This window comes from Pseudomonas huaxiensis (assembly GCF_003231275.1).
Lineage (GTDB): Bacteria > Pseudomonadota > Gammaproteobacteria > Pseudomonadales > Pseudomonadaceae > Aquipseudomonas > Aquipseudomonas huaxiensis.
In genome coordinates this window covers 1-227 of record NZ_QKVL01000230.1, presented here as the reverse complement: position 1 = coordinate 227, position 227 = coordinate 1, and the positions used below count along the sequence as shown (strand labels likewise).

The following is a 227-nucleotide window of genomic DNA, read 5'->3' as shown; positions in this document are numbered from 1 at the left end:
AAACTGCTCATGGCGCGGTCCTCGACTCCAGGTCCATATCGGCAGGCCACTCGACCTTCGGCGCCAGCAGCATGGCGATGTTGCACCACAGCACATCGTTATGGTCCCAGGGCGGCCCCGGCGGCGGCAGTGCATCGGGGCCTTGTTGCATATAGGTGCAGACATAGGCCCATGCGTGTGCGTCGGCGCCCATGGCGGTCAGGGGGAAGCGATCGATGACTTCGTTG

At 63.9% G+C, this 227-nt stretch carries 1 protein-coding gene; it reads right to left on the bottom strand.

Annotation, left to right across the window (positions count from 1 at the left end):
* Positions 1-7: 7 nt before the first annotated feature.
* The coding region (locus DM374_RS33005) for a DUF6708 domain-containing protein (protein WP_318531835.1) at positions 8-227 on the bottom strand (220 nt) is incomplete at its 5' end.